The following is a 20,865-nucleotide window of genomic DNA, read 5'->3' on the forward strand; positions in this document are numbered from 1 at the left end:
TGGTGAAAACTAAGTTTAGCCTTTGAAATCTGCAAAATCGTTTTTTATGAATCTCCCCCCATTAATTATCTTACCACCATAGATTTTTTAACATTTATATATTCCATTTAAAAACAAATCAGCCTCTGCACTTCTTCTATTTACAAGCCCTGGGAGCACTTTTCCATCAGAACATTTAACATACCTTAAAAAGTTTTCTTTTATTATGGAATGATCTCTTATTTTATTTTTTATATTTCTCCAAAGAGTTGAGCTTTCAAGTGCTAATATACCGCAATTAAAAGCAAAGGATATTAATGCTTCACGCTCAAATCTGTTTAACATAACATTATTTACAGAACATAAAATATCAACTTCTTCTAAAAATGTCTTAACATCCTTTCTAAATTCTTCATATGATCTTTCCTTTGTAATAGTTCCAAGTCTTGTCACTTCATTTCTTGTACATCCAATTCCTATGGTTTTTACACCGCTTGGACAATAATACGCTTTAAGCATACATCCCTCAAAGAAAGCTACAAATTCGCAAAACTCATCTGAAACCTCACCTTTATTTGAAATACTATATTTTAAATCCTCCCCAAGCCATTTTCCATTATAATCAAACTTTTGATATTTATTATTTATAAAGAATGCTCCATTAGAGTACATAGCGCCTAAATTTTCTTCATTATTTTCTTCAAAGTAATACCATATATCTTTTAATTTAAGCCAGCCTGTACATATCTGTCCTTCATAAAATATCTTATTTTCATTTATTGTTTCTTCACTAAATGCATAGTACCAATTATTATCTCTTGTAGTTTGAAACCATCCTTTTACCATTCTTCCGTCTTTCTCTAAATAATACATTCTATTTTGTTGCAGAAGCTATAAAAAATCTTATGGAGGCCTCTACAAGAGATTCTTTCTTAAATGAGACATCAAGCCTTACTCAAGCCTAATTTTTAAGCATTTTACATTAGACTCTCAAAATTTTCTTGACTAATTCATGTAAGAAATCTCCAATGCGACTGTACCGGAGTCTATTTAAAGGAACTAAACTCAATAAAGAACAATTACTTGAATAAAAAATGCTCTGTAAAAAAATTTGCAGAGCAAGAGTCTTAAATTTATAAAATTCAATTTTAGGAGGAATATAATATGGATTATACTTTAACAATGACATTCTTAACTTCTGGTGGACAAAAGAGCACTTTTTCTATAAGTGGTATAAAACCTGATATTACTACTGATGAAATCAAAACTCTTATGAATACAATAATAGAAAAAAATGTTTTCTTTGCTGAGTCAGGCTCACTTGTAGCAATCTCAGCTGCTCAAGTAACTCAAAAGAAAGTTACTAAATTTGAAGTAGCATAAGTTATCTTAAGTCTCACTAATAATTGAAAATTTACATTAGAACTTTTAAAAAAGATGTAGCATAAATATTATCTTAAAGCTTATTCCTTAATATTTTATAAAAAATGACTGTATCAAATTATTTTTTGATACAGTCATTTTTATTTTGTCAAAAACAGATAGTTTTATATCTCTATACTATATTTCTTTTTACTTTAGCCAGCAGGTACAAATCCTGAAAGGTTCTCTTCCTGTTCTTCAAGGCTCATGTTAATATAAATTTTAAATTGTTCTCCATAATATGTTAAGATAATCTTTTTTCATGAAGCATGGCTATGTAGCATTAGATTTGTCAGAATATTAATCACAACATTATATATTTAACTTTATTGTATTTCTGGAGTTTCTTTATTAAACTTAGTTTTTAAGAAGCCAATTATAGCTGGCATTATTGATATAATTATTATTGCCATTATAACAATTGTGAAGTTATTTTTAACTGCTGGAATATTTCCAAAAAAATACCCAAGGCTTGATACTAATAATACCCAGCATATCCCCCCTATTGCATTAAATGATATAAAATTTTTATAATGCATTTTTCCTATACCAGCTACAAAGGGTGCTAAAGTCCTGACTATTGGAATAAATCTTGCAAAGATTATAGTCTTTCCACCATATTTTTCATAGAATTTATTTGTTTTATCTAAATGTTCCTGCTTTATAAGCCTGCCATTCCCAACTTTGATTATCTTATTTCCAAATCCTCTGCCTATTTCATAATTTACAGTATCACCCAAAATTGCCGCTATAATTAAAATAGCTACTAATATATGAATATTAAGCATTCCTATAGCTGCAAATGTTGCTGCTGCAAATATTAATGAATCCCCAGGCAAAAATGGGGTGACTACCAAACCTGTCTCTAAAAATATTATTAAAAATAATATTAAATATGTTTCAAAACCATAATTATTTATTACTAGCCCAAGATATTTATCAAGATGTAAAAATATGTCTATAACATAAGTTAATGTATTCATTTTTTCTCCTTCTCTTTCTAATTTTATAACTACCACATGGAATTTTATTACTTAAAATCTAAATATATTAATACACTTCCTATACTCTACATTTTACTACATAACCTGTAGGTACATTTCTTAAAGTTCTATTAATTTTTAACCTTTCTTTGATTTTTAAAATATTCTAATACTTTCCTCCAATCTAAATTTCTTTATGTTTATTACACGTATAAAATAAGAAAAGGTTGATATTTTTTATTATAATTATGCCTTATAATATTAAAATAGTGAAAATTAAAACTATCATATAGTCTATAACTAAGTTGAATATTATTAAATACTTATCAACTTTTTTAAATCTGCAACGTGTAATTAATTAGAAATGGGGGGGATGAAATATTGGATGAAACAAAGTTAATACAAAATTGCCAAAAGGGTGAAAAACAAGCTTTTAATGAACTTATTAAATTCTATTACCCTTATCTTTCTAAATTTCTCTTAAAGCTTACGAGTGATCAGGTTTTAAGTGAAGATTTATTACAAGAGACTTTTATGAAAGTTATTAGAAATATCGAAAAATTTGATATTTATGGCAAAGCTACTTTCTCCACATATATTCTAACAATTGCAAGGAACTGCTATATAGATTATTTAAGAAAAAATATAAATATGAACTTAGATATTTATGAATTAGATGTTGATGATGGTATTAATCTTGAAAATACCGTACTAAATCATATTGAGGTGTCTGAAATTCTCAAAGAAATGGATAAGCTTCCATATGAACAGGCAGAAGCCATAAAAATGAAGTATTTAGAACAGCTTACTCTAAAAGAAATCGCTGAAAAATTTAAAACAGAACCTAAAACCATAAAGAGTAGAATACATAGTGGAATAACAAAGCTAAATAAAATTTTGCATACAGGAGGAAAAAAATATGGATGAGGATTTGAACAAGTTACTACTAAATCTTGATAATGAAATTGAAAGAAAATGTTATCAGATAAAAGAAAAGAAAAAAGATGAAAAAGCAAAAAAACTATTTATGCTTGTCGCTTTTTTATTCTTAACTATACCATTTTTATTTGTTTTTATGGGAATTAATATTTTAATAGTTTGTTTTCCAGTTATGTTGTTTTTAATGATTTCTACAATTATTCTTTCACCGATTATATTAAGAATCTGAATTAAAATATATTCTACTTTTTATAATTTCTATTTTTATTAATACAGTACATCAAATTTATTATAAATATAATTTTATTACAAATTTAAATTTGTAAAATATATATTAGCAAAGGGGAGATTTATAAATGAAAAATATTGACAGACTTATCGATAAGCTTAATTTTAAAAAAATAACTGTTGCATATATAATATGTGCATTCATTGTTGGAATATTTTCTATTTCCTTTTTAGGGTATAAATTTAAAGAAAAGATTATTTTTGCCATAAATTATAACAAAATTAGTGAGAAATTTGAGGATAAAAAAATTGGAACTGATTCTATAACTGCTGATATTATTGACTTTGCAAATAAGTCAACTGATATTGCAGATATTTTAATAATAAATAAAGATAATAAGGTTTTATTCTCTGCTAAAAACTCACAATTCAATCAATCTGAATTTAATTTAGAATTATCTAAAAAAGATGAAAGAACTTCATATTTAACTTTAGCTAATGATTCTAATATAAACTTTAAATTGGTAAAATCCGAAGAACTTATTTTAAGAGCAGCTTTTCTTGGGAATGAAAAAGAAATAGAACATGATCATAATAATGAAATATTTTTTAGAGACAATTTTAATAATGAAAAGCTGTACTTATTAAGTTATAGTGCTAATAAAAGCACTGGAGATAAAATCTATTTTATCAGTGACATACATCCCATTCAAAATGCTGAAATGTATATAAAAATTGTCTGCGCTGCTGCTATGCTTTTCTTTATGATGTATTGGGTTTTACTTTCTATTTTCATATATCAAAATGCAAAAAAATCAAAATTAAGTCCTGCCTTATGGGGAATAATTACATTGTTCACAAACTTAGCTGGAGTCTTTGTTTATTTAATCTACAAGCAAAATAATCAAAGTTGCTTTAAATGTGGTGCAGTTCAAAGTAAAAATAATATTTATTGTATCCATTGTGGAACAAAAATAAGTAACACTTGTAATAAATGTGGCCACGTGGTAAACAAAGGAGATAAGTTCTGTAATAATTGTGGTAACGAACTTCCATCTGAAGAAAAGAGTGATGAATAATGGAAACAATATTAAATATAGATAACTTTATATTGGAATTTATTAGACTTAATATACAAAATAACATACTAGATAAGATAATGCCTTTAATCACAAAATTAGGAGATATGAGTATTTTATGGCTTATAATTTCTTTTATTTTTTTAATAAATAAGACATATAGAAAGTATGGAATATTAATAATAGCTTCATTGATACTTTGCATAGTTGTATGTAATTTAATTATGAAACCACTATTTGCAAGAGTAAGACCTTGTGATGCAAATAGTATAATGAATTTATTAATCTCTAGACCAAAAGATTTCTCATTTCCTTCTGGACATACTATGTCTTCCTTTGCAGCTGCAACTATAATCTTTAGTGCAAATACAAAATTAGGAGTAATTTCTCTATTAGTTGCTACGTTAATAGGATTTTCAAGACTTTATTTATACGTTCACTATCCATCCGATGTATTAGTTGGATTATTCATGGGAGTTTTCTTAAGTATATTTACATTATATATATCCAAATTAACTTTCATAAATAATTTATTAGCTATGCATAGTTAATAATAAATGTAATTCTGCCCATCTTCGGCTTATCTTTATTACAATATAAAATGTTTGTTCTAGACCTTACATGGTTTTATATACAAAATGGAACTTTATTATCTGTGGAAGTATATCTATAAATATATAGCCATTTTATCTATAGAATTTATTCCTTTAAGAGCATAAATTTATGTGATTAAATATGGTCTACCACATACCTACTTTTCTAAATCTAGTAATAGGTGTGGTTATTTAAATAAAGTATAGGAGGCAGATAATTAACATGTGCACAGCAATGACGCTACAATCAAAACAGTCGGAAAACTTTTTTGGCAGAACCATGGATTTTTCTTATGATATTGATCCTGAGCTTTATATTGTACCTAGATATTATGTACGGAACAATGCTCTTAACATGCATAAATCTTATAATCCCTATAGTTTTATAGGAATCGGACAGGAAATAGATGGAATCCTTGCCTTTTTTGATGGGGTGAATGAAAAAGGATTTGCAGCTGCAACATTATATTTTGCAGGTTATGCAAAATACAAAACTCAATCAAACTATATTGATAAGGAACCTATTTCATCTTTAGATTTTCTCGATTATATTTTAGGAAGATGTGGTTCAGTAAAAGAACTTAAAGAAATCCTACTAGAAATATGTATTGTAGGTTTTGAAGATCCAGTAACACATACAGTCGCACCTTTACATTGGATTGCCACAGATAAAAGCGGAGAGTGTATTGTTATTGAACAAACAGAAAAAGGTCTAAATATATTCCAGAATCAAATTGGAGTTATGACCAACAGTCCTGATTTTCAGTGGCATATGACTAATTTAAGAAATTACATGAATGTATCACCAACACAAGACGATGATGCATACTGGGGAAAAATTAATTTAAAACCATTTGGGCAGGGTGGAGGAACTATGCAGTTGCCAGGAGGTTACACGTCCCCAGAGAGATTTGTAAGAACAGCATATCAAAAAACGCATATTCAGACACCTAATAACAGTTTAGAGGCAATAAACGCATGTTTTCATATTATGGAAAGTGTTTCTATTCCAAAAGGAGTAGTAATAACAAATAGAGCTACTTATGACTATACAAAATATACTGCCTTTATTAATACAAATACTTGTGAATATTTCTTTAAAACTTATGACAATACCAATATTACAAGTGTATGCCTTTGGGAGAACTACAAAGATAGTGCTAAGCCAATCTCCTTAGGAAAGTTAAAACGTCAAGTTAAGTTTGAAAAAATACAAAAATGAAGTACTCATTCCTATTTGTAAATTGCTGCTTTTTAATACACTCCTTTTTTATTCTGCTATAAGATAAAGCTTTCTATAAATGTCTAAAAACTAAAATAAACCACGACCATATGTAAGCAGCTATTAAAGCTACATACTTATTTTCGTGGTTTTAATGGTGAAGGTGAAGCACAATTAACCTCTCTCCTATATTTAATTATCTAATTTTAGTAAAAGCATTATTTATGATACGATTCACCATATCAGTAATAGTTGATGTAAAGAAATCACTAAGTCACATTTAGATGATTATAACAACGATGGCTCGAATGAAAAACAAGAATTACGAAACATGAACTGTCACTTTAGATTGTGACGATTTGCCTTTCTTAGAAATAACCAGTTGGCTTTATTCTCCATCACCTATGACACCTCGTCCGCATATTAGTCTTTATTATAATTTCTAAGAAAATAAAAAATCACTACATTCTTTATAAAATGTAGTGATTTCATCCTTTTAGACTTTATATTAATTTGAATCCCATACCATCAGTAATGTAATCTAAGTATTTTATATCTGAATGTATTACACATCCAATAATATTAACTTTAGGCTCTATATCAAGGTCTTTTCTTGCTATTTCTAGTTCACCAGAATATCTTAGATATTCTGAATTTCCAATGGATATGCTACCTTTTCTGCGTTCCTTAATATTATCTGGCGAAAATACTTTTCCTTGGGAACTAAATTCACGAGATTCCTGAGATCTAATTACATATTCACTTGAATCAGGTCTCTCATGGTGAATCATATTTTTTACAAATGAATATTTTTCATATATTTTAGTATTTAAAGATATATATCCTTCTGAAAGTTCCTTTAATTTAGTATAAGCTTCATCAGTACTATCTATATCTCCAATTAAGCATATATCAGTTTCAGCATCTTTTATTAATTGAAGTATATTAAATAATACATCTCCATTTCTATGTTCTTCTACTGTTGGAAGCCCCATATGAAGAGGCCCCCTTAATTCTTTATCTCCAGATACAAAAGCCATTGTAGTAATTCCTAAGTTCTTTAATCTTTCATTAATTTTAGCAACCTTTTTTAAAGATAGCCCAGTTAATGGTTTAGGATAAAAGTTATGACATGCATAAAACTTTGAAAAATCAGCATTTAACTTTTTTAATTCGTTTATATCTTTATCTAGTAGAGTTGATGCATTAAATACAATATTAAAATCTTTTGATAATTCAATTATTTCTTCATAGGTAAATCCATAATCTAAACGCAAATGAGTTATGCTTGTTTCCTTGAGTTGTTTAAAGTTATTAAATCCAAGCTTCTTTAATGTTCTTGGTCCTACGTCTACTATTAAATTAATTTTATTAGTATTACATAGGTTTAATAACTTCTTTACTTCAGCTTCATAATTCTCTAAATTTTCTTCAGGAATATGAAGAGATGTAAACGCATATTTTGCATTATTTTTAACAGCTTTTTCAATTATAATTTTATTTCTTTCATATCCTGTCCCAAGATATATTGATATACCAAATTCATTCATATTAAGCACCTTTTTCTATTATTTATTTTCCATAAACATCATCAATTCTTTGGTGATCAACTCCAAAGAAGTATGTTAATATGAAGCCTCCTATATAAGCTCCTACCATAGCAATTATATAAAAAAGTTGTGTTCCAGGTACAACTATTAATAATCCAAACAATCCTGATACTCCTTGTGATACTGTACCTAAATGGAATAGTGAAGCTAATATTCCGCCAAGTCCTGAACCTAAACAAGCAGTTATAAATGGTTTTCCTAGAGGAAGAGTTACTGCATACATCATTGGTTCTCCGATTCCTAATATACCAACAGGTAATGAATCTCTAGTTAATTGTTTTAATTTTTTATTTTTTGTTTTTAGATATAATGCAAAACCAGCACCAACTTGTCCTCCACCGGCCATCATAAGAATAGGTAATAAATAATTTATTCCTTGTGTTGCTCCATTCGGATCATTTAGCATAGCATGAATTGGAGTTAATGCTTGATGGAGTCCAACTGCTACTAAAGGTAGGAATCCAGCTGATAATATATATCCTCCAACAACCCCTAATTTATCATATATAAAGTTTAATATTACGAAAATTCCTGTAGTTAAGAATGCGCCTAGTGGTTGAAGTACTAATAATGTTACTAAACATCCAATAATAACTGTTAATAAAGGGGTGAAAAATGTTTGAAGTATATCTGGCATGATTTTTCTAATTTGACGTTCTAATAATGCAAAAAACATACCACTTATAAGTGCAGCTAAAAGTCCACCTGCTGCTGGATTAAATACTTTATTTGTAAGAGGTAGTATTACTTCTGCATCATTAAATTTTGCTAAAAGGGGCATTGCTGCATTTGCAATTGACATAGCGCCTGCCATAGCTCCAAGAACTGGAGAGCCCTTAAATTCTTTAGCAGCATTCATACCTACAAGTATAGGTAAATAAGCAAAAAGTGCCCATCCCATTGTTCTTATACATTCATACCACCATTGCCCACTTAAAGAGCCATGTGAAGATACATTAATAACATTTGTTATACCATTAATAAGTCCTGCTGCAATTATTCCTGGAAGTAAAGGTACAAATATATTAGCAATTTTTCTTAAGAAGACTTGTACAGGATTTGTCTGCTTTGCTTTATTAGCAGCCTTATTTTCTCTTGCAAGGTCTTCTGCATTTACTTCATCAGATGTTCCAAGAGCTATACCTGTTAATTCAGAAAATTCTTGACCAACTTTAGTTACCTTTCCTGGTCCAAAAACAATTTGTAAGGTATCAGATTCAACAACGCCCATAACTCCTTCTACTTTTTTTAGATTTTCTAAATCTACTTTAGATGAATCCTTTAAAGTAACACGAAGTCTTGTCATACATGTAGCATTTCCATAAACGTTATCTCTTCCACCTATTAAGGTTAAAACTTCTTTAGCAATTCTTTTATAATCCATAAATAACTCCTTTCTGCTACTTGACTAAATATATAGTAAACGTTGTCGGTGATGAAAATAATTTTACCAATATATTTATTTTTCAGTAACATTTACAAAATTTATTTTATAATTTTATTATAGTCTCTCATATGGTATTGTCAATAATATTTCAATAAAAAATATTATATATTAAAATATTATTTTATTCCTAAAGTTATATGTATAAATTTTATTTTTATTCCTAAATATAAAAAATATAGATTTTTTAAAATATATATTCTTATGCATCAACATATATAAAGTACTGTATATCTATCAATTTATATTAAATTACTATACTAGTTTTAAATTTTATATAATATGAAATTTAAAATTAGTATTTTTCATAAATTTTCTCTTTTTGAAAAAAATAATTATTTTTTTATTTAATATATTGAAATTAAATTTTATTATTTATATAATAATAGCAAGGAGTGATGTTTATGAAAGTTGATTTAAATGTTCTTGATACAGAAACTATAAATGAAAATACTGTAAATATTGATACTATGAATACAAAAGACATTTTAACAACAATTAATTCTGAAGATAAAAAGATAACTTTTGCTGTAGAAAAAGCTATTCCAAGTATCGAAAAATTAATTGACTTAGCATATGAAAGAATGCTTCTGGGTGGTCGTATAATATATATTGGAGCTGGAACAAGTGGTAGACTAGGAGTTTTAGATGCTAGCGAGTGTCCCCCAACTTATGGTGTAGATCCATCATTAGTACAAGGTATAATTGCTGGTGGATATGAAGCATTATTAAAAGCTAAAGAAGGTGCTGAGGATTCATTAACTCTTGCTAAAGATGACCTAATTAAAATTAATCTAAATAAAAATGATACTGTTATAGGTCTTGCTGCAAGTGGAAGAACTCCTTATGTAGTTGCTGGATTAGATTATGCTAATGAAATTGGAGCTTTAACAGGAGCAATTTCATGTGTTCATAATTCCATAATAGGTAAACATGCAAAAGTATCTATAGAAGCTGTAACTGGTGCTGAAGTTATTACTGGAAGTACAAGAATGAAGGCTGGTACTGCTCAAAAGATGATTTTAAATATGATTTCTACATCTCTTATGATCAAACTTGGTAAGGTGTATCATAACTTAATGGTTGATGTTCAGCCTACTAATGAAAAATTAATAGAACGTGCTAAGAATATCATAGCTAAAAGCAGCGAATGTACTTTAGAAGAAGCAAATAAATATTTAATTGAAAGCGATTATAATGTTAAAATTGCAATTTGCATGGTTCTAACAAAGAAAGATAAAAATATATGTTCAAATATTTTAGCTAAAGAAAACGGTAATATATCTAATGCTATTAGAACAATAAAAAGTAATTCTTAATGTAAATTACAATAAAATTTGATACAATACATTATATAAAGATATATTTTAACTTAAGTGAGGTCTTAGTATGAGCTGTATTTATAAAATTAAAATTTGTGATAATCTAACCAAAAATGAAAAAAAACTTTCCACTTACATTTTAGAAAATGTTAATGAGGTAATTTATGACTCTATTCAGAGCATTGCATCTAAAACCAATACTTCCCCAGCTGCTATTATAAGATTTTCAAAAAAGCTTGGATATAATGGATTTAGTGAACTAAAAGTTGATCTTGCCAAAGATAACACCGATGAATTACCTTTATTTTCTGAAGAAATTTGTGCGAAAGATTCATTAAATACTATTGTAAAAAAGTCTATGACCTCCGATACTTCAACTGTCGAACAAACTTATAAGCTTTTAAAAATAGAAACTTTAGGAAATGCTGTTGAAGCAATGAAAAAAGCAAAAAAGATTTATTTATTTGGAATAAGTAGTTCTGGAATCTGTTGCTATGATTTAGCACAAAAATTATCTCGTATCGGATATGATGTAGTTTTCTTTAATGATTTTCATATGCAACTTGCTGCAACAACTTATATAACTAACGAAGATGTAGCGCTTGCTATAAGCTATAGTGGAAATACAAAAGAAGTAAATGTAGCTATGGAATATGCAAAAAGTCAAGGTGCGGCAACTATTGCAATAACTCAATTTATAAAAAGCCCATTATTAAAATTCTCAGATTTAGTTTTATATGTTCCTTCTCAAGAAAAAGATTTGAGGCTTGGTGCAGTTTCTTCAAGAAATGCATCTTTAATTCTAACTGATTTGTTATATTTAGGCATGATAAAAGATGATTTAGATGAATACAAGGATAATCTAATATCCTCCAGAAAATTGGTAAAGAAACTAAGAGTATAGTATATATTAATATTATGTAAGTATAGCCATTGCTTATGCTTAGCTATAAAAATTTGTTCATTTCATATAGCACGATTTTCCTTAATGATGAATATCATGTATCTGAAAGGAGATGATTTAGAAAATGCTATTAGACGGATTTGACTCTAGCAACAGCACACAAAATTTAAAAAGCAAATGCAAAAAATACTTATACTATAATGTTACTTTAATAATGTCAGATGGAAGCATATTTGATGGAATGATTGAAAATATAGATCAAGATCGTATTGTCATGTTGGTTGGCGAGGACGTAATTGATCTAGATGATGATGATGAATCTAATTATGATGGAAACAGACAGCATGGAAATGTTGGATTTCATCGTCGTCCACGAAGAAGATTTAGACGTTTTAGACGTAGATTTTTCCCATTCGCTAATGTGGCTGCATTAGAATTATTACCATTCTTTCCTCCACACCCTTATCTTTTTTATTAAGAAAAAGAGAGAGACTGTCGCATTAAAAAGTTTTCTACAATACATTGTAGAAAACTTTTTATTAGTTAGACAGCCTCTTTTATATATGAATTATTATTAGATTTTAACTATTACACCGAAAAATCATAATTTACTTATTATTTTTCAACCACATAATTGCACTATATGCATGCATAGCTGCTCCTGTAGGTAATATCTCTTCATTAAATACAACTTTAGGATTATGCATTGGCTTGCCATATAAAGCATTTTCCTCCTTTGTGCCTGCCCCTAACATGACATATAAACTTGGAACTTCATATGAATAAGAAGCAAAATCTTCTGAACCCATTCCTCCAGAGTTAAATAATATCACTGAATTTTCACCTACTAAATCCTTTATATAATCAGTAATTTCATGAGCTAAATTATTATCATTACTTAATGGAGGTACTGAAGATAATTCTATTAATTCAGCTTCTCCCCTAAACATCTTAGCAGTAGAAGTTACTATTTCATTCATTCTATTAAATATGAATTCACCTATTTCTTTATTTAAGCTTCTAATAGTACCTTCCATAATAACTTCTTTAGGTATTATGTTTGGAGCATCCCCTCCAGTAAATTTTCCTATAGTTATAACTGCTGATTCAGTAGCTGATATTTCTCTGCTTGTTATCTCCTGTAAACATATGTATATATGAGAAGCTATATTTATTGGGTCTACACCTAGCTCAGGCATAGCCCCATGACATCCAGTACCCTTTACAACAATTCTAAACCTGTTACACCCAGCTATACTAGTACCTAAGCCACATAATACTACATTTGAAGGTGTTCCTGAGTGGACATGCATTGCCATAGCTGCATCAACTTTAGGATTTGTAAGTACTCCTGCTTTTATCATCTTTTTAGCTCCAGTGAATCCTTCTTCATCTGGCTGGAATACTATTTTAACAGTTCCTTCTATTTGTTGTTGATTTTCTTTAAGTAATCTTGCGGCTCCTAAAAGCATTGCTGTATGCATATCATGGCCACAGGAATGCATACATCCATTAGTTGATTTAAAATTACATTCAGTTTCTTCACTCATTGGTAGTGCATCCATGTCAGCTCTTAATAAGAATGTCTTTCCTGGTTTAGGTCCTTCAATTGTTGCTACTATCCCACTTTCGCATATTTCTTCTGGATCATAACCAAACTCTTTTAACTTATTAATTACATACGTTTTAGTTTTTGACAATTCTGAGCCTACTTCAGGATTTCTGTGAATAGCTCTTCTATAACTTATAAGGTCATCCTTCAATAATTTAGCTTGATTCATTATTTCATTCATAACTCCACCTCATTTCATCTTAATTTTAAATATATTTTTTACTTTAATTTTAATATTAATTCATTAATATATTCAAGAGTTTCTATTAAACCATTTAATACAATGTGATAAACTAATCTTTTAATTTAATAATATTACTTAGCATATAATTTAAAAATTATTCTTATATATTAAATAACTTTTCATTAATATATTTTTATCATTTTTTAATTTTTAACTGCTTTCTTCATTTTTATTAAGAATCCGTTTTAAATCAATATTAATAAATACTATAAATAAAGTGAACATCTAAAAAAATGTCCACTTTATTTATAGTTTGTATAGTTTAACTGTTATTTAATAAATACTTTAATAAGTAATAAAGCTATCATTAACCATATTAATATGATTGGTATTGAAAAACACCATTTTTTAGTTTTCCCATTATTCCAGAGATTTTCTGCTTCATCTCTACATTTATTAAATATCTCTTTAGGTATAAATTTAACTGTTATTGCTATGAGTAGTGGAAGTAAGATTAAATCATCTAAAAAACCTATAATAGGTATAAAGTCTGGTATCAAATCAATAGGAGATAAAGCATATCCAACTGTAATTAAAGCAAAAACTTTTGCAATTATAGGTGTTTCTTTCTTTTTTAATGCAATGTATACAGCGGGTATGTCTAATTTTAATTTCTTTGCACTGCTTTTTAGATCTACCATCTTACTCTCCTAAATCTATATTATTGAAATCATTTATACAATATATTCAATATTATTTTCATCGCACCACTTAATAGCAATTTCTCTTTCTCTATATTCTCTATAATCATACCATTCACTTAAAAGATTTTTATCTTGAATTATTTTCCTTAAATCTTCTTCTTTTTCAATTTTATCTGGCATACTAATATCGCTAAAAGAATTACAAAACTCCATCATTATATTTAATTCGTATGACTCATCCTTTACAGGAAGCTGAATATAATCTTCTGGGTTCTCTTTTAAATCATGTAAATTAATTACAAGCTCTCTTTCCCACTCTTCAAGTTCATCAAGCCTTTTTATATCTTCTGCATTATAAGATGCTGTAGTAAAATCTTCTTTATAAATAATTACCCCAGTCTTTTTATTATAAAAATGATTTAATAATTCATTTTCAAATTCTATTGCCTCTATTACATCATTAAGTTCAACTTTCATTTTATTCTCCTTATATAAATTAGAAATGTTCTAATTTATAATTATACATAAAATTATAAACTAAGTCCATTTCCAAGATACTTAGTTTCTGCACAATTTATTCCAAGACTACGTGCTATCAAATAGCATAATTCCTCTGCTATCCAATTGCCTTTTGTTTGCTTTCTTGTGTTTTGATACGCATAATAATAAATACACCGCTAAGCATAATTAGAGCATTTCCAATTATATTCGCCATTCCATATGCAAATAGAATGATACTGATAACAGATATACTATACCCTGTTTCTTGACTCAGGTATTCTGATAAATAACTATAGACACCAAAGATTGAACCATTTAGCAACATTACACCTACAATCGAAATCCAAACATTCTTTTCTTTTAAAGCACCTAATTGTTCTCCATAAGACATCCTATGTTCTACTGGTGAAGTAGGAATAAACATGATGGTAGCTATTAATGCTAATCCATTTACTATTGCAAAAAATAACATAGCAATAGTAAGTGATGTTACATTAGCGATATAACTGTCAACAATGAGATTTCAGGCTGGTTAGGCAAAGATTTTGAAAAATTGAATGTTATTGCAACATACAATTTGATTTATAATGCTTCTTTAATGGTTGAAGAAGGAATAGGATATGCTCTATGTCTTGACAGACTTGTAAATACTACAGGCAATAGTCCTCTATGCTTCAAACCATTAGAGCCAAAATTAGAGGTTAATCTAGCAATGGTTTGGAAAAAGTATCAAATATTTTCACGTACATCAGAATATTTTTTAAAGTCTGTTAAGAATGAGATAGCACAATTAAAAAAATAAAGTCATGAAGCAAATTAAAATGTTCCCTAACTTGTAATGTGTTTATATTTATAATAGCTGATTGAAAAGAGCACTACTTTTTCTTTCCAGCAGTGCTCTTTTTTATTATTTACATATTCCCATTGTGTATGCCTTCCAGGCTATAGCCAATACATATTCATTTATTTATGTAATTTAAATTCCCAAAATAGTTTGTCCTTGATCCCTTGAAAAAATCCCTTCTGCTCCATTAATAAGATAAATATATGCTATTATACTTATTAGATTACTAATAATAATATATATATTAGGTGCAAGTGAATAATTAATCTCTTGATTCAGCTTCCTTTTATATAAAATATTATATTTAGCAATGGCTATTCCTGTAGATATTAATTGAGCTATAAAGAAAATATACACTGCTTTTAAACCTGTTTTATCCGCTCTTGCAGCTGTATTATTTATATTATCATTATAATATTGACTAAAAATCAGTTCAATACCTTCTAGTGATGATCTATACAAAAAAATATATCCATAAATATTAATATATATTAATAATATTTGTAACCCTAATAACTCTAAAGTTTCAATATCACTTTCGCTCATTTCATAAAAATTTTCTGAACCATTGTTACACTCATCATATGTATCTCTATTCATTTTTTCATCATAGTTATATTTTTTATTTTTCATAAAATTATTTCCTGAATTAATGCTCATATATTATAGTATTTATACTTTCATTATTGGCGCCAAAATTTAGCTTTTTTATTTAAGATAATTTTACAAACTATACAAATAAATTTATTCCTGAATCATCAGCAGCACCTAAATAAGATGCAACGCCTCCTATTTCTACACCATCAATAAATTCTTCCTTCTTTATTCCCATAAGCTCCATGCTCATTGCACAGGCAACTATTCTTACGCCCATATTTATTGCATTGGTTATTAATGTTTCTAAATCATCAACATTATGTTTTTTCATAATCTGTTTTATCATTGCAGGTCCCATACCCATCATATTCATTTTTGATAATGGTAATTTTTCTGCATTACTTGGAAGCATTATATCGAACATCTTTTCCATTGCATCCTTCTTTACTTTTGCTTTTTCCTTCTTCTTCAATATATTTAATCCCCAGAATGTAAAGAACATTGTAACCTCTTTACCCATTGATGCTGCTCCTGTAGCTATTATAAATGAAGCAATTGCTTTATCAAAATCACCACTGAATACTACAAGTGTAGCTCCATTTTTATCTTTAGTCTGAACCTGAGCAGTTTCTTTATTCTTTGTACCTTTTTGAACTATAGCAACGAAATTCTTATTCTTTTTATCAAATTCTGATTTTAAAAGAGTATTACCTGTCTTTTCACACCATGATTTTATATCTTTAGTGAAGCCAGGATCACTTGCTTTTACTTCAAGTACTTCTCCTTCATTCATTTTATTAATTTCTTCAAATACTCTTCTTATAGGTCCAGGGCATTGAAGTCCGCATGCATTTAATGTTACCTTTGCATTAATTTCACTTACATCTAAATCGTTAAGATTCATTACAGCTACCTCTTCTTTTATTTCTTCTTCTCTTTTATTGTTAAATTGATTTTTTATACTTTCCTCAGCTCTCTTTACATAAAGATAAGTTTTCATTCCTCCATCGATGTTTACTGCATTAATACCATAGGATTTTAGAATTCTGCTTGCCACATATCCTCTCTGACCAACCTGGCATGTTACATAGACATCCTTATCTTTTGGTATTTCATCTATTCTATCCCTAAGCTCTCCTAAAGGAATATTTATTGAATTCTCTAATGTTCCAGTAACAAGTTCAAATTCTTCTCTTACATCTACTATGATTGATTTATCTTTATGGAGTTCATCTATCTTATCCCATTCTATTACTTCTACTAAGCCATCAATTATATTAGCTGCATAAAATCCTAGCATATTTACTGGATCTTTTGCTGAATTATATGGTGGCGCATAACAAGGTTCAAAATCCTGCAAATCAAATACATTAAGATTTCCTTTAATTGCTGCTGCAATTACATCAATACGCTTTTCAACTTTATCCATGCCTACACCTTGTGCACCTAAGATTTTTCCGGATTTAGGATCAAACAGCATCTTAAATGCTATTGGAAAAGATCCTGGATAATATCCAGCATGAGAGCTTGGATGAATATGAATCGCTTTATAATTGATTCCTAATTTATTTAATGTTTTTTCATTGTTTCCAGTAACTGCCACTGTATAATCAAATACTTTGGCTACAGATGATCCAAGGCTTCCTTTATATGAAGATTCTCGTTTGCATATATTATCTGCAACTATTCTTCCCTGACGATTTGCTGGCCATGCAAGTGGTATCATTGCTGGCTCTTTATTTACAAAGTCTGTAACCTGAATAGCATCTCCTAATGCATATATATTATCTTTTGAAGTTTTCATATGATCATCTACTATGATTCCACCACGTTCATTAACCTTGATTCCTGCTTCTTTAGCTATTGAAGTTTCTGGTTTTACACCAATAGATAGTATTATTAGGTCTGTATCTATTTCCATACCACTTGATAGTACGACTTTTTTACCATTGTTTTTAAATTCTTTAACTCCATCATTTAAAATCAGATTAACACCATTATCTATTAATACATCATGAATAATATGTGCCATTTCTATATCAAGAGGTGCCATAACCTGTTTTCCTGCTTCCACAAGTGTAATTTCAATTCCTCTTTCATGAAGATTTTCAGCCATTTCAAGGCCAATAAATCCTCCTCCGATTACTACAGCTTTCTTCGGTCTTTCATTATCAACATAGGCCTTGATTTTATCTGTATCTGGAATGTTTCTTAATGTAAACAAGTTTTTACATTCCTGTATTCCAGGTATAGGAGGTTTTATAGGACTTGCACCTAATGATAAAACCAATACATCATAATTTTCTTCATAGACTTCATTGTTTTTAAGATTTTTTACAGTTACCTTGTTATTTTCCTTATCTATTTTTATTACTTCACTTAAATTTCTAATATCTATTTTAAATTTACTGCTCATTTCATCAACAGTCTGAACAATTAACTTTTCTCTTTCATTAATAACTTCTCCAATGTAATATGGAAGTCCACAGTTTGCAAATGATATATATTCACCTTTTTCAAACATTATTATTTCTGCATTTTCATCTAATCTTCTAAGTCTTGCTGCTGTTGACGCTCCTCCTGCAACTCCACCTACAATTATAATTTTCTTAGACATGCTATCAACTCCTTAAACTCTCGCTTATTATTTTAAAGTAAAATTTTTCTAATTTCATGTCCTAATTATAATCTGGGATTTGAAAGTTATCAGTGACATTGTCACATATAATTTATTATTTCTTTATGTGTGATAAAATTTATTATACCTTATATGTACTCCTCTATCCCAATGTATAGCTAACATATTGTTAATTTCCTGTAATCTTATTTATAAGATTTATTTGTCTGTATTCCAAAAAGGAATGCCCAAAGTTATTATTACTCTAAGCATTCCTCACTATTTTTACATTATTATAATATATAAGTTTCAATAAAGTTACTTCATATGAGCCATATATCCTTTTTGGGCTTAGGGCAGATTTTAATGAATATTCTTAATTAGAACATATATATTTTTTTAGAACATATATATTTTTAAAATATTTAATTACTACACTTAAATCGCTTTCTATCTGCATTCAATGTTATTATTTCCATTATAAAATTTATGATACGGTTCTCCATACTATAATCAAGTTATAATATTTTTATGGCTCTACTTCACATCAAGCAAATCCATAAAAAACATATATAAGGGAATAGCCAGTATCAGTCCCCATACTCCCATAAGTTTTTCTCCCATCAATAGCAAAAAAAATGTCATAAATATTGGTAAATGAGATTTGTCAGACATTAATTTTGGACTTATAACATAGCTTTCACATGCATGTATGATAATAATAAGAATTATCACTTCAATAATCTTTTTAATTCCACCAATCTGCAATGCTATAAGGCATAATGGAAACAATGATATTATTGTTCCAAAGACAGGTATTAAAGATAAAAATAATATCATAATACCAAGAGACATAATTTCAGGAAAACCTAAAAAATATAAACCTATCATTGATATAATTGAATTTATCAAAGCAACAGTTATCTGTACCTGCATGACTTTCCCAAAAGAATTCATAAATTTTTTAAATAAGTTTTTATATATTGTGTATAAAAAGGATACCTTGCTGCTATTGAACTTTCTACAATACTTTACCATAGCGTCCTTACTTAATAAAAACAATAAGCTTAAAATTAAAGAAGAAAATACTGTTATTGTTTCATCTTTAAATGTTAATATAGTTTTTAATATGTTATCTGTATTATCTTTAAAATAGTTAATAAAATATTCTGTATTTGACATCTTTAAAATATAATTGTTCATAAAATCATTATTAATCTTCATATTGTCAAGCAGTTTAAATAATTCACCATTTAATCCAAGCAATTCTTCAATTAATTTGGGAATATATATAGATCCTGCAGCAATAAATAACACAAGTATACCTGCAAGTACAATATATGTTATTATTTTTTTACTTATATTAAGCATTATTATTTTATTAACAAAATAATCTATAATTTTTTCTATCTGACACAAAATATATGAAATGATAAATGTTAATAACAACAACTCTCTAAATGGCATTAAGCATAACGCCCCTGCTATTAATATAGCCACTGCAAATATCTTTTTTGCTGCATCTGTTTTTAATAATTTCTGTATTTCCAATACATTTTCCCCCACACCTTATTCATCTTAATCTCTATCATAATATTAAATTATTTCATCACTCTAAACTTTATGTGATCTTTCATTTCTTATAAAGCTACTATGACAATTACTACGGCATTAATTCCCTTTTACTTATTCTATCATATTTTTGTTATTTTTTTAAATTATTATATATTTATATATTCTTTTTCCATTTTCAATTGTTCTATAAAGCTTTGGCATTTAATAAACTTAGCACTTCCAATGTTACTCTTACTTTTATCACAATGTATAATGATGTACATTTATGGTATCTTTGTATCATATCGATTAATGGGTAAGAATTATGATTCAGCCGTAATGGTAGCAGGTTTAACTGGGTTTGCAATGGGTTCTACATCAAATGCAATGGCCAATATGAATTCAGTTACTGAAAAATATGTATATTCAAGGACTGCATTCTTCATTGTACCAATAGTAGGATCATTATTTATAGACTTTATAAACATTGGAATTATCTATGGATTTATTAGTTTTCTTTCTTAGAG

Annotated in this window: 22 protein-coding genes; 11 read left to right on the forward strand and 11 right to left on the reverse strand. The window is 28.2% G+C overall.

Going from position 1 to position 20,865, the window contains the following annotated elements; all coding sequences use genetic code 11:
* Window positions 1-87 precede the first annotated feature (87 nt).
* Window positions 88-852 (reverse strand): lysozyme, encoded by a 765-nt coding sequence (locus BN2920_RS13225; protein WP_083498789.1) that lies wholly within the window; start codon window positions 850-852, stop codon window positions 88-90.
* A 291-nt stretch (window positions 853-1,143) separates the two neighbouring features.
* Here BN2920_RS13225 and BN2920_RS13230 point away from each other — a divergent pair, with 291 nt between their 5' ends.
* Entirely contained in the window at window positions 1,144-1,362 is a 219-nt protein-coding gene (locus tag BN2920_RS13230) for a DUF2922 domain-containing protein (protein ID WP_058295470.1), read from the forward strand.
* Between the two features lie 365 nt (window positions 1,363-1,727).
* On the opposite strand, the gene BN2920_RS13235 is transcribed toward BN2920_RS13230, so the two are convergent.
* Window positions 1,728-2,384 carry a DedA family protein gene (locus BN2920_RS13235; protein WP_058295471.1) on the reverse strand — a complete coding sequence of 219 codons (657 nt, stop codon included), beginning with the start codon at window positions 2,382-2,384 and terminating at the stop codon, window positions 1,728-1,730.
* 381 nt (window positions 2,385-2,765) lie between these two features.
* Here BN2920_RS13235 and BN2920_RS13240 point away from each other — a divergent pair, with 381 nt between their 5' ends.
* The 5 genes from BN2920_RS13240 to BN2920_RS13260 all read left to right on the forward strand — a co-directional run bounded on the left by BN2920_RS13240 (window position 2,766) and on the right by BN2920_RS13260 (window position 6,445).
* Window positions 2,766-3,311 carry an RNA polymerase sigma factor gene (locus BN2920_RS13240; RefSeq protein ID WP_058295472.1) on the forward strand — a complete coding sequence of 182 codons (546 nt, stop codon included), beginning with the start codon at window positions 2,766-2,768 and terminating at the stop codon, window positions 3,309-3,311.
* Window positions 3,304-3,552, forward strand: a complete 249-nt coding sequence (locus BN2920_RS13245; protein ID WP_058295473.1) for a hypothetical protein — start codon at window positions 3,304-3,306, stop codon at window positions 3,550-3,552. Before BN2920_RS13240 ends, BN2920_RS13245 begins: the two co-directional genes overlap by 8 nt.
* A gap of 127 nt (window positions 3,553-3,679) precedes the next feature.
* The gene (locus BN2920_RS13250; RefSeq protein WP_058295474.1) at window positions 3,680-4,630 is read left to right on the forward strand and encodes a zinc ribbon domain-containing protein; all 951 of its coding nucleotides are present in this window, start codon (window positions 3,680-3,682) and stop codon (window positions 4,628-4,630) included.
* Window positions 4,630-5,181: a phosphatase PAP2 family protein gene (locus BN2920_RS13255; RefSeq protein WP_058295475.1), complete on the forward strand. Its 552-nt coding sequence runs from the start codon at window positions 4,630-4,632 to the stop codon at window positions 5,179-5,181. The genes BN2920_RS13250 and BN2920_RS13255 overlap by 1 nt, the downstream gene beginning before the upstream one ends.
* Before the next feature lie 265 nt (window positions 5,182-5,446).
* Window positions 5,447-6,445 (forward strand): linear amide C-N hydrolase, encoded by a 999-nt coding sequence (locus tag BN2920_RS13260; protein WP_058295476.1) that lies wholly within the window; start codon window positions 5,447-5,449, stop codon window positions 6,443-6,445.
* A 503-nt stretch (window positions 6,446-6,948) separates the two neighbouring features.
* Here BN2920_RS13260 and BN2920_RS13265 read toward each other — a convergent pair.
* Window positions 6,949-7,995, reverse strand: a complete 1,047-nt coding sequence (locus BN2920_RS13265) for a MupG family TIM beta-alpha barrel fold protein (protein ID WP_058295477.1) — start codon at window positions 7,993-7,995, stop codon at window positions 6,949-6,951.
* 22 nt (window positions 7,996-8,017) lie between these two features.
* Window positions 8,018-9,439: a PTS transporter subunit EIIC gene (locus tag BN2920_RS13270; RefSeq protein ID WP_058295478.1), complete on the reverse strand. Its 1,422-nt coding sequence runs from the start codon at window positions 9,437-9,439 to the stop codon at window positions 8,018-8,020.
* A gap of 464 nt (window positions 9,440-9,903) precedes the next feature.
* Between BN2920_RS13270 and murQ the strand changes: the two genes are divergently transcribed.
* From murQ to BN2920_RS13285, 3 genes are all read left to right on the forward strand, one after another.
* A complete protein-coding gene (murQ, locus tag BN2920_RS13275; RefSeq protein WP_058295479.1) occupies window positions 9,904-10,818 on the forward strand; it encodes an N-acetylmuramic acid 6-phosphate etherase in 915 nt (304 codons plus the stop codon).
* Window positions 10,819-10,888: 70 nt separating this feature from the next.
* Window positions 10,889-11,725, forward strand: coding sequence for a MurR/RpiR family transcriptional regulator (locus BN2920_RS13280; protein WP_058295480.1), 837 nt, complete (start codon window positions 10,889-10,891; stop codon window positions 11,723-11,725).
* Between the two features lie 124 nt (window positions 11,726-11,849).
* Window positions 11,850-12,203 carry a hypothetical protein gene (locus tag BN2920_RS13285; RefSeq protein ID WP_058295481.1) on the forward strand — a complete coding sequence of 118 codons (354 nt, stop codon included), beginning with the start codon at window positions 11,850-11,852 and terminating at the stop codon, window positions 12,201-12,203.
* Between the two features lie 130 nt (window positions 12,204-12,333).
* Here BN2920_RS13285 and BN2920_RS13290 read toward each other — a convergent pair whose 3' ends face one another.
* The 4 genes from BN2920_RS13290 to BN2920_RS13305 all read right to left on the reverse strand — a co-directional run bounded on the left by BN2920_RS13290 (window position 12,334) and on the right by BN2920_RS13305 (window position 15,198).
* On the reverse strand, window positions 12,334-13,518 hold the full coding sequence (locus BN2920_RS13290) for a M20 metallopeptidase family protein (protein WP_058295482.1): 1,185 nt from the start codon (window positions 13,516-13,518) through the stop codon (window positions 12,334-12,336).
* 332 nt (window positions 13,519-13,850) lie between these two features.
* The gene (locus BN2920_RS13295) at window positions 13,851-14,222 is read right to left on the reverse strand and encodes a YkvA family protein (protein WP_058295483.1); all 372 of its coding nucleotides are present in this window, start codon (window positions 14,220-14,222) and stop codon (window positions 13,851-13,853) included.
* A gap of 33 nt (window positions 14,223-14,255) precedes the next feature.
* Window positions 14,256-14,702: a hypothetical protein gene (locus BN2920_RS13300; RefSeq protein ID WP_058295484.1), complete on the reverse strand. Its 447-nt coding sequence runs from the start codon at window positions 14,700-14,702 to the stop codon at window positions 14,256-14,258.
* Between the two features lie 139 nt (window positions 14,703-14,841).
* Window positions 14,842-15,198: an MFS transporter gene (locus BN2920_RS13305; RefSeq protein ID WP_141443136.1), complete on the reverse strand. Its 357-nt coding sequence runs from the start codon at window positions 15,196-15,198 to the stop codon at window positions 14,842-14,844.
* Between the two features lie 105 nt (window positions 15,199-15,303).
* Here BN2920_RS13305 and BN2920_RS13310 point away from each other — a divergent pair, with 105 nt between their 5' ends.
* Entirely contained in the window at window positions 15,304-15,528 is a 225-nt protein-coding gene (locus BN2920_RS13310) for a type 2 periplasmic-binding domain-containing protein (protein WP_353797255.1), read from the forward strand.
* Between the two features lie 174 nt (window positions 15,529-15,702).
* On the opposite strand, the gene BN2920_RS13315 is transcribed toward BN2920_RS13310, so the two are convergent.
* The 3 genes from BN2920_RS13315 to BN2920_RS13325 form a co-directional block, all read right to left on the reverse strand.
* A complete protein-coding gene (locus BN2920_RS13315) occupies window positions 15,703-16,203 on the reverse strand; it encodes a hypothetical protein (RefSeq protein WP_058295486.1) in 501 nt (166 codons plus the stop codon).
* Window positions 16,204-16,300: 97 nt separating this feature from the next.
* Window positions 16,301-18,784 (reverse strand): CoA-disulfide reductase, encoded by a 2,484-nt coding sequence (locus tag BN2920_RS13320; RefSeq protein WP_058295487.1) that lies wholly within the window; start codon window positions 18,782-18,784, stop codon window positions 16,301-16,303.
* Between the two features lie 537 nt (window positions 18,785-19,321).
* Window positions 19,322-20,335 (reverse strand): AI-2E family transporter, encoded by a 1,014-nt coding sequence (locus BN2920_RS13325; RefSeq protein WP_058295488.1) that lies wholly within the window; start codon window positions 20,333-20,335, stop codon window positions 19,322-19,324.
* Between the two features lie 102 nt (window positions 20,336-20,437).
* On the opposite strand from BN2920_RS13325, the gene BN2920_RS13330 reads away from it, so the two are divergent.
* On the forward strand, window positions 20,438-20,863 hold the full coding sequence (locus BN2920_RS13330) for a sodium/glutamate symporter (RefSeq protein WP_268259196.1): 426 nt from the start codon (window positions 20,438-20,440) through the stop codon (window positions 20,861-20,863).
* Window positions 20,864-20,865 lie beyond the last annotated feature (2 nt).

Origin of the sequence: Clostridium neonatale, assembly GCF_001458595.1 — a bacterium.
Taxonomy (GTDB): Bacteria; Bacillota; Clostridia; order Clostridiales; family Clostridiaceae; genus Clostridium; species Clostridium neonatale.